The organism is Synechococcus sp. R70.1 (assembly GCF_047461675.1).
In the GTDB taxonomy this organism is placed as follows: Bacteria; Cyanobacteriota; Cyanobacteriia; order Thermostichales; family Thermostichaceae; genus Thermostichus.
In genome coordinates this window covers 25,012-33,515 of record NZ_JANSHR010000010.1, presented here as the reverse complement: position 1 = coordinate 33,515, position 8,504 = coordinate 25,012, and the positions used below count along the sequence as shown (strand labels likewise).

At 59.4% G+C, this 8,504-nt stretch carries 7 protein-coding genes, 1 tRNA gene and 1 pseudogene; 5 read left to right on the top strand and 4 right to left on the bottom strand.

Annotated elements, in window-relative coordinates; translation table 11 throughout:
- Positions 1–202: 202 nt before the first annotated feature.
- The 3 genes from NW807_RS01135 to NW807_RS01125 form a co-directional block, all read right to left on the bottom strand.
- Positions 203–910 (bottom strand): TPM domain-containing protein, encoded by a 708-nt coding sequence (locus tag NW807_RS01135; protein WP_414425053.1) that lies wholly within the window; start codon positions 908–910, stop codon positions 203–205.
- Positions 911–1,192: 282 nt separating this feature from the next.
- The gene (locus tag NW807_RS01130) at positions 1,193–1,885 is read right to left on the bottom strand and encodes a lipoyl protein ligase domain-containing protein (RefSeq protein WP_414425052.1); all 693 of its coding nucleotides are present in this window, start codon (positions 1,883–1,885) and stop codon (positions 1,193–1,195) included.
- Between the two features lie 55 nt (positions 1,886–1,940).
- Positions 1,941–2,408, bottom strand: a complete 468-nt coding sequence (locus NW807_RS01125; RefSeq protein WP_414404909.1) for a YbjN domain-containing protein — start codon at positions 2,406–2,408, stop codon at positions 1,941–1,943.
- A gap of 115 nt (positions 2,409–2,523) precedes the next feature.
- On the opposite strand from NW807_RS01125, the gene NW807_RS01120 reads away from it, so the two are divergent.
- Positions 2,524–3,276 (top strand): 5'-methylthioadenosine/adenosylhomocysteine nucleosidase, encoded by a 753-nt coding sequence (locus tag NW807_RS01120; RefSeq protein WP_414394027.1) that lies wholly within the window; start codon positions 2,524–2,526, stop codon positions 3,274–3,276.
- 438 nt (positions 3,277–3,714) lie between these two features.
- Here the strand turns inward: NW807_RS01120 and NW807_RS01115 are convergent.
- Positions 3,715–3,788, bottom strand: a tRNA-Pro gene (locus NW807_RS01115).
- Between the two features lie 210 nt (positions 3,789–3,998).
- On the opposite strand from NW807_RS01115, the gene rpsB reads away from it, so the two are divergent.
- From rpsB to queG, 4 genes and pseudogenes are all read left to right on the top strand, one after another.
- Positions 3,999–4,790, top strand: coding sequence for a 30S ribosomal protein S2 (gene rpsB / locus NW807_RS01110; RefSeq protein WP_414425051.1), 792 nt, complete (start codon positions 3,999–4,001; stop codon positions 4,788–4,790).
- 310 nt (positions 4,791–5,100) lie between these two features.
- Positions 5,101–5,766: pseudogene (tsf, locus tag NW807_RS01105) on the top strand (translation elongation factor Ts); the annotation flags it as partial.
- A 195-nt stretch (positions 5,767–5,961) separates the two neighbouring features.
- On the top strand, positions 5,962–7,368 hold the full coding sequence (locus NW807_RS01100; protein WP_414425050.1) for an amidohydrolase: 1,407 nt from the start codon (positions 5,962–5,964) through the stop codon (positions 7,366–7,368).
- A 29-nt stretch (positions 7,369–7,397) separates the two neighbouring features.
- On the top strand, positions 7,398–8,429 hold the full coding sequence (gene queG / locus NW807_RS01095) for a tRNA epoxyqueuosine(34) reductase QueG (RefSeq protein ID WP_414425049.1): 1,032 nt from the start codon (positions 7,398–7,400) through the stop codon (positions 8,427–8,429).
- Positions 8,430–8,504: the final 75 nt, after the last annotated feature.

The window sequence follows — 8,504 nt, the reverse complement described above, 5'->3', positions numbered from 1 at the left end:
AGCTTTGGCAGACCACGGGCTGAAAGGGGATCCCCCGCTTCTGGCACAGGGTGCCGTCGGTCACCACAGCCGCCAGGAGGGGCAGCGTCAGCACCAGCCAGTTGCCACTGGCCGACATCAGGAAGAGGCCAAGGCAAAGGGAGCCGGAATAGAGAAACAGTCGAATGGGATCGCTCTGGAGCGAAGAGAGAGCAGCCGCCTCTTAAGTTCGACGGGTCAGGGGGATAGCTCGTCTTGTCCCTCGCTCGGCCTTTAGGTAGACCGGCAAGCGGGAGCGCTGCCACCCCACCCCTAGGATGATGATCCCCAATAGCAGCAGGATCCCTTCCAGGGAGCTTTGGGCAACAGCCAGGGATCCCGCTCCAACCGCTTGAGGAACGGTTGCAGGGGAAAGAGAGGTGGAAGCCTGCTGCCCCTGCAGGGCTGAGGCCAACTGCCGTACTCCCGCTAGGGTGCCGCCGTCGAAGTCTCCGGCGCGAAACCTGGGCAGGATTTGCTGGTCGATAATCTGCTGAACCTGGCTGTCGGGGAGGAGGGTGGTCAAGCCTCTGCCTGTCTCAATCTCTATCCGCCGATCTCCTACCGAGACGAGGAACAACACGCCGTTGTTGCGGCCAGCCTTGCCAATGCCCCAGTAGTTGAATAGTTGCGTAGTGAACGCTTTCGGTGTGGCATATCCCTGGGTATTGGGTACCGTAACCACCGCCATCTCGGCACCGGTGCGCTGCTCAAGCTGGGTGATAAGGCGGTTCAGCTCGTTTTCGGTGCTGCTGCTGAGGATGTTGGCGGTATCGGAAACCCACCCTCCATACTGACGGCGGGGGTTGGGCACTTGTTCAAGAGTAATGGCCCAAGCGGGCTGCGGCAGTAGGAAAATGCCTAGCAAAACTGCCGCCCAAACTTTTGGCATGGCTTACCTGGCTGAGCGCTGCCTTGGTTTTAGCACAGCTATTGGGGATGGAGAGGGTAGCAGTCTCTTGCTGCTTTGCCTTTGGTGTTTGTCGACACAAAAAATAGCGCTGGGACGAGTCTTGGCTTTCCTCTTTTCGCAGGGGAAAGAGGCTAGAGCTCTAAGCAAGGGAAAATCTTCTTCGGTCTAGCTGCAAAGCCTTCCGGATTTTTCTGCACAACTCTTTTTCAGCAAGAGTCAAGCTATTTCTTGCTCCCTCGATGGTTGATTAGAAACCAGAAACTAAGCCAGCAGTGAGGGCCAGGCTTCTTCTTGCCATTCCACCTCAAAGCACTCCTGGGCCATGCGGAGAAAATGCTCAATCAACTCAGGGATCCCTGGCGCCGTGGGGCAAATGTCGTAGATACCAATCACCTGCGAGCCGGGCAGATACCGTTCCCACAGCTCGATGTTGGGCCGCAACAGCAGGGATCCCTGTTGCAGGATCCCCCAAGGCTGCCACAGTTGGGCGTTGCCCATGAGCTTTTTGCCTCGCCAGCTCAAGTCAGCGCGGGTACGGGAGGCAAAGCAACTGATTTTATTGCGGTAGCCTGGATTTGGGGTTGGGCGGTTCTGACCATCCGTCCGGCTGGGAGCAGAAACAGGCGGATCCACTTCAACGCCCAGCGCGGCCAGCCCCTGAACCCAAAAGCGGCAGCAGAAGTCGTACACGCAGGCTCGCTGCAAACGGGGTAGGCGAGCTTGGAGGTAAGAGAGGGGCAGCACCAAGCTGTAGGTGAGCTCTGCCCCCTCTTCAGCCGCCTGATGCAACACCGCCCTTCCCCCCGTGGGCCGGCGCACCACTGGGATCCCTGGCGGGGGATCCCAAACCTGATGCCTGCCTAGAGAAAGGGTGAGCCGATCCCAGCCATAAAAGCGCAAGTAGGGCCTAGGGGCGTGGCGCAGCCGCTGCAAAAGCCAAAAGTCCTGTTCCATTTGCCAGTTGCCAGCGGCCACACGATACGGCAGCCAAGAGCCCTGGGATCCCATCTCAAGCAGGCGGAAACTCTGCTCGGAGCGGCTCGTCGTACTCGTCGGCCAGGCTGGCCACAATGGTAATGGCGCGGGAGATCTCGCCTGCGGTGATCCCTTCTAGGGTGCGGTAATGGTTTAACACCACCTGGTTGTTCCAGATGCAAAAGCGCGCTTCCAGAGTGTCGCTCCAGTTCTTCTCCAGCAGCTTCCGCATGAGCTTAGCCGGCTCCGCCACCGGCAGAGAGAGAACGGGAGACCACACCAACAGGGTATCTTCGGGGGATTCGCCGCTCAGGTGGACGAACACTTCCACGGTGCCGTAGGTGAATTTCCAGGTGTGCCCCTGCTCGTGGTTTTCGTAGGCGGCATCTTCTTTGAGGCTGGAAACCACTGCCGAGACTATTTCAACGTAGCGAGGGGGCTCTTCCACTAGTCCTGGAAAAACCTCTGAGGAACGTTCGATGAGCGGCTCGCTGTAGGCCATGGCCTTTTTCCCTACTCCCTGTCAACCACCTTAACTATACTCCCTAGGAGTCTGAGCTCCTAGCCGGATCCAGCTTGCGCCAGAATGGAGCTGCTTTGGGTTAACTGCAAGCGCGATGGCAACTGCATCTAGCCCATCCCAGAAAGCTATTGGTATTGTGGGGGCCTTGCCAGAAGAAGTGGCCATGCTCACCCAGGCCATGGAAACCCATTCCGTCCATACCTACTTGGGGCGGCAGTTCCATCAGGGATCCCTGGCTGGGCAGCCGGTGGTGGTGGTCCAAGGGGGGGTGGGCAAGGTGCGGGCGGCAACTACGGCAGCTCTGCTGGTGGCTCATTTCCCCATCGGGGGAATCATCTTTACCGGCGTGGCCGGGGCTTTGGCCGATCATCTCCAGATGGGAGATGTGGTGCTGGCCCATGCCGCCATCGAGCACGATTTTGGCACTGGCCGCCCAGAGGGCTTTGTCTTGGGGATCGACTTCATTCCCGAGTTGCGCCATCCTCTAGCCGAGGCCGATAGGGCCCTCTACGACCTGATTGTGCCTCAGCTGGAGCGGATCCCCCTCCACCCTCTGCAGGGACGGCAACCGGCCATCCACCAAGGTCTAGTGGCCACCGGCGATGTATTTGTGGCCGACGCCAACCTACGGCGCCAAATTCGCGAGCGCACCGGGGCCCTGGTGGTGGAGATGGAAGGAGCGGCAGTGGTGCGGGTGGCGCAAGAAGCTGGGATCCCTTGTCTGCTGGTGCGATCGGTCAGCGATGTAGGAAGCGATACCGATTTCCTAACTTTTCTTCAGACAGCGGCTCTCAACTCGGCAGCGGTGGTTCACAGCGTTTTGCAAAGCTTGCCTCCTCCCCTCTGACTCCGGACAAAAGCGGACTTTTGCTCCAGGTTGAGGCTTTCTTCCCGCTCCTACTAGGCTTAGCTAATCCACATGAAGGCAGAAAGGTGCGTTGGCGAGGTTGCCCGGTGTGCCCCAAAGTGGCCTCCGGCCCGCTACGCGAACGGATGGAGCTCAAGTCGAGGACTAGAGGAAAGCCCTCATCAATCTAGCCGTGGGGAGGAAGCGCCGCCCGCTAACAGAAGTTACTAATCCTACTCCGGTGAAGTGGCCAAGATAGAAGCCACCTAGCAGGCTTAAGAACCTCGCACCGCTAGCGCAAATGCTACTTTCTTCCCGGGAGCAGTTTCCCTGTTCGCGCCGGCGAGACGGAGCCCTCAACCTTTAGCCCTGGGGTAGCTTACCGCCAGAAAAAAGCTCTGGCCCCTGCCTTTAGACAGGGGCTCTCTCTAAGCTAAGTCGGAGCGAAAGGATTTGAACCTTCGACCCCCACTACCCCAAAGTGGTGCGCTACCAAGCTGCGCTACGCCCCGACGCACCTGTACCAGAGATTCCCTCTGGAGGTGCTCTACTAAGCTAGCACTAGAAACTGGATCTTGGCAAGAGCTCCCCCCCGGCTGCCAAATCCTGCAAGGGACATGCTAGCCTGGTTAGGCTGTCAAGATCCCACACGCCTGAACCACCGGGTGCCCTTAACTGGGATCTGTTCAGGCGGAGGCTAACCCGTAGGAGATAACTGAACCATGGGCATTGTCACTTTGCCTCAACTGTTGGAGGCTGGAGTTCACTTCGGTCACAAGGCCAGCAGCTGGAACCCCAAGATGCGGCCCTACATTTTTGCTGAGCGCAACGGCATCCACATCATTGACTTGGTGCAGACAGCCCGCTACCTCAATGAAGCCTATGAATACGTGCGGGAGGGTGCCGAGAAGGGCTGGCGCTTTCTATTTGTCGGCACCAAGCGGCAAGCTGCTGGGATCATTGCCCACGAAGCCACCCGCTGTGGCAGCTACTACGTCAATCAGCGCTGGCTGGGGGGCATGCTCACCAACTGGGCCACGATGAGAACCCGTATTGATCGCCTCAAAGAAATCGAAGAGATGCAAAACAGTGGCCTGCTCGACCGCCTGCCCAAACAAGAAGCAGGCCGCCTAAGGCGTGAGTTGGCCAAGCTGGAGAAGTACCTAGGCGGCATCAAAAACATGCGCCGGCTCCCCGACGCTGTGATTATCGTCGATCAGCGGCGCGAAGCCAACGCCGTCCGAGAATGCATCAAGCTTAAGATCCCCATCATCTCTCTCCTAGATACCAACTGTGACCCTGATCTCAGCGACGTCTTCATCCCCGCTAATGACGATGCCATTCGAGCAATCAAGCTGATTGTAGGCAAGCTGGCCGATGCCATCTACGAGGGGCGGCATGGGCAGCTCGACACCGGCGAAGAGGAGGAGTACGACTACGAGGGGGCTGTGGATCTAGAAGAAGACATTCTGGAAGACCTGGGAGACGAAGGGGAGGCCGACGAGGGCGAGTAGCCCCAAAGGGATTCCAGACCCCCCTGGCATTCCCTTGCCTCCTTTCTGCCCCATACCCTTGGGGAGCTAGGTTTAGAATTATTTCCCAGGGGAGCGGCTGCGGAGCTTCGTACGGGGAGAGGGAACCCCTCCCGTGCTAGGCTACAAGAGTAAATAGCTAGCGGCGCGGCGTACTCTGGGGAGCTGCTTTTGTAACCCAGCTTGGGGATCTGTGGTTGGCTTGCCAACTGTAAGGCTGCTCAAAGCCCCTAGCTTTAGCCAGGTGCAGCTTACACCCCGCCATATCCTTCACTTTAGCTGAGGAACTCTCATGAGCGACACCAAGACCAGTGTCAAAATCGATCCCCAACTTGTCAAAAAACTGCGCGAAGAAACAGGCGCAGGCATGATGGATTGCAAAAAGGCCCTGGAAGAAGCTGGCGGCGACAGGGAGAAGGCTATCGTCTTGCTGCGCCAGAGGGGCTTAGCAGGAGCAGCCAAGAAGGCTGGCCGCATCACCGCTGAGGGAGTTGTCGATAGCTACATCCACTTCGGCAACCGGATTGGCGTTTTGGTAGAAGTCAACTGCGAGACCGACTTTGTAGCCCGCAACGAAGAGTTTAGAAAGCTGGTTCAGGACATCGCTAAGCAAATTGCCGCCTGCCAAAACGTGGAGTACGTCAGCATTGACCAGATCCCTCCTGAAGTGGTGGAGCGGGAGAAGGCCATCGAGATGGGCAAAGAGGATCTGGCTAGCAAGCCCGAGCATGTGCGGGAAAAAATTATCCAAGGTCGCCTTGAAAAGCGCCTGAAAGAGCTGTCTCTAATGGATCAGCCCTTCATCAAAGATCCCTCGATCACCGTAGAGGAATTGGTCAAGCAACACATCGCCAAGCTGGGAGAAAACATCCGGGTGCGGCGGTTTGCTCGCTTTGTCTTGGGAGAAGGAATTGAGAAAGAAAAGACGGATTTTGCCGCTGAGGTGGCTGCCCAGGCAGGTCTGAATCCAGCCGAGCCCCAGCCGACACCAGCGGAGACAGCTCCTCCCGAGCCCGCTGCAGGGGCTGCTGAGCCCGCAGCCGCCGAGGGCAAGCCTGCCAAGAAGGGCTCTACCAAGAAGAAATAGCCTCAGCCCAACTTTAGCCGCTAACCTTGGCGCGCTTGGCTCCGACGGCCTTTTCCTGTTCCCGCCATGAGCTACGTTTTGCGCAATGCGCTGATCCCCACTGCTAGCGGCTACGAGACGACAGATGTCCGCATTGAAGGGGAGCAAATCGCCGCTATCGGCAAGGGGTTGTTGGCAGGGGCGCCAGGCAGCGTGGAACTGAACGCTGACAACAAGCTCCTGCTGCCGGGCTTTGTTAACGCCCACACCCACTCTTCCGAGCTGTGGCAGCGAGGGATCATCCCGCCCTACCCGCTAGAACTTTGGCTAGCGCAACTCCATGAGTACGCGCCGCCGGATCCAGAAAAGATTTATCTCAGCGCCCTGGCGACGGCGGTGGAAACTCTGCTTAGCGGCGGCACGACCGTAGTGGATCACCTGATCCTCATTCCCGGCCAGGAGCTGGCCACTGTTGAGGCAGCCGTGCGGGCCTATCGGGAGGTCGGGATCCGCGCCTTCATTGGTCCGCTGCTTCAGGATCAGGCTCTCCCCGCTTGCCTGCCGGGTGGAGAAGGGGGGTCGGCAGCCTATCCCCTCTCTACCGCCGAGGTGTTGGCCATGCTGGAAGAGGCAGTTCAAAAGTATCACCGGCCTGAGGAAGGCATCAGCCTAATGGTGGCCCCCACTGGCATTCAACTCTGCTCCGACAAGCTGTTCGAAGGCTGTGCTGAGCTCAGCCAGAAGTACAACCTGCCTCGCCACGCCCACCTCTTGGAAACCCGCGCCCAGCAGCTGCTGGCTCAGGAAAAGTACGGCTGTAGTGCTGTGGAGCATCTGGAGCGCCTGGGCTACCTAGACCGAAAAACTTCCCTAGCCCACTGCGTTTGGCTGACTGCAAGCGATATCGAGATCTTGGCCCGCACAGGCTCGACGGTTGTTCACAACCCCTTGAGCAACCTGCGCCTGGGCAGCGGCATTGCCCCTATCTTGAAATACCGTCAAGCGGGGGTCAACGTGGCCTTTGGCTGCGATGGAGCGGCCAGTAACGACTCCCAGGATCTCCTAGAGGCGATCAAAATCGGCACCATCCTGCACAACGTCACCGATCCCGACTACCGGCACTGGATCTCCCCCCGCGAGAGCGTTGAAATGGCCTCCCGTGGTGGGGCCATCGGCCTGGGGCTGGGGGACAAGCTGGGATCTCTGGAAGTGGGCAAGCAGGCTGACCTGGTGCTCTATGATCTCACCCAACTGTCGCTGCTACCTCGCACGGATCCCATTGGGCTACTGGTGCTGGGCCGGCCCACCCAAGCAGTCCACAGCGTCTGGATCAGGGGAAAACAAGTGGTGGCCGATGGCGAAGTAACGACGGTGGATGTAGCCAAGCTGCGGCAGGAGCTATTTCGACACAGCTCCTGGGATCCCTTCCGCCGCTCTCAGCAGGCAGCCCAGCTGGAGGCCCGCTACCGTCAGGTGATGGGTTTGCCGGGGTAGCCATGGCGGGGATCCCTGGGAAGTCAGAGATGGACTGGGCCAAAGCCACCGAGCAGGTGAAGCAACAGGCGCGGGCGCTGGGCTTTGACAAAGTCGGCATTGCCAGCGCGGCAAACCCTCCTGATTGGGCAGGTCTACGGGCCTGGCTGGCTGCCGGTATGGCTGCCGACATGGCCTGGATGGCGGATCCGCGGCGCCAGAATCTGGAGCTGGTGCTGCCGGGGGTACAATCCCTAATCTGTGTAGCCCTCAATTACTACACTCCCACCCCCCACAGCCGGGATCCGGCCAAAGGCAAGATCTCCCGCTACGCCTGGGGGCGAGATTATCACCGCGTGCTGGGACGGCGACTCAAACAGCTCCACCTTTGGATGCAAGCTCAATTTCCAGATTACCAGGGTCGCTTCTACGTAGACACTGGCCCGGTGGCAGAAAAGCCCTGGGCCATGCAGGCGGGCTTGGGTTGGATTGGCAAAAACAGCCTCCTGCTTACCCGCGAGTACGGCTCTTGGGTGTTTCTGGGAGTGATCCTGACCACTCTCAAGCTGGTTCCCGACCGTCCCCATACTGCCCACTGTGGCACCTGCACCCGCTGTCTGGAGGCCTGCCCCACCCAGGCCATCGTCAGTCCAGGGGTAGTGGATTCGCGCCGCTGCATTGCCTACCACACCCTGGAAAGCCACGCCGAGCGGATCCCTGCTGAGATTGCCCAGAACCTGCACAACTGGGTGGCCGGCTGCGACATCTGCCAGGAGGTTTGTCCTTGGAACCAGCGCTTTGCTCGGCCCAGTCCCCTTCCCGACTTTCAGCCTTACCCTTGGAATGTTGCCCCCGATCTCCAAGAACTGGCCCGGATCGGCGATGAGGAGTTCGACCGCCGGTTTCCCGCCTCTGCCCTGCGCCGGCTCAAGGCCCACCGCCTGCGCCGCAACGCCCAAGCTGCCCTCCACGGAGATGCCGATTCGGCAGTAGGTGAGCCGGGATTAGATCGCCATCGAGTGGAGCCTCTAGAGCAGCCAGCGCAGCTCCCCAGCGCTACACTCTCAGGCCGCTCAGAGTAATGGACGAAGGTGATGGCTCATGTGCCCCTGAACTATGGACCAAGCCCGCCAGGTGGCCAACCAAGCGCCTCTCAG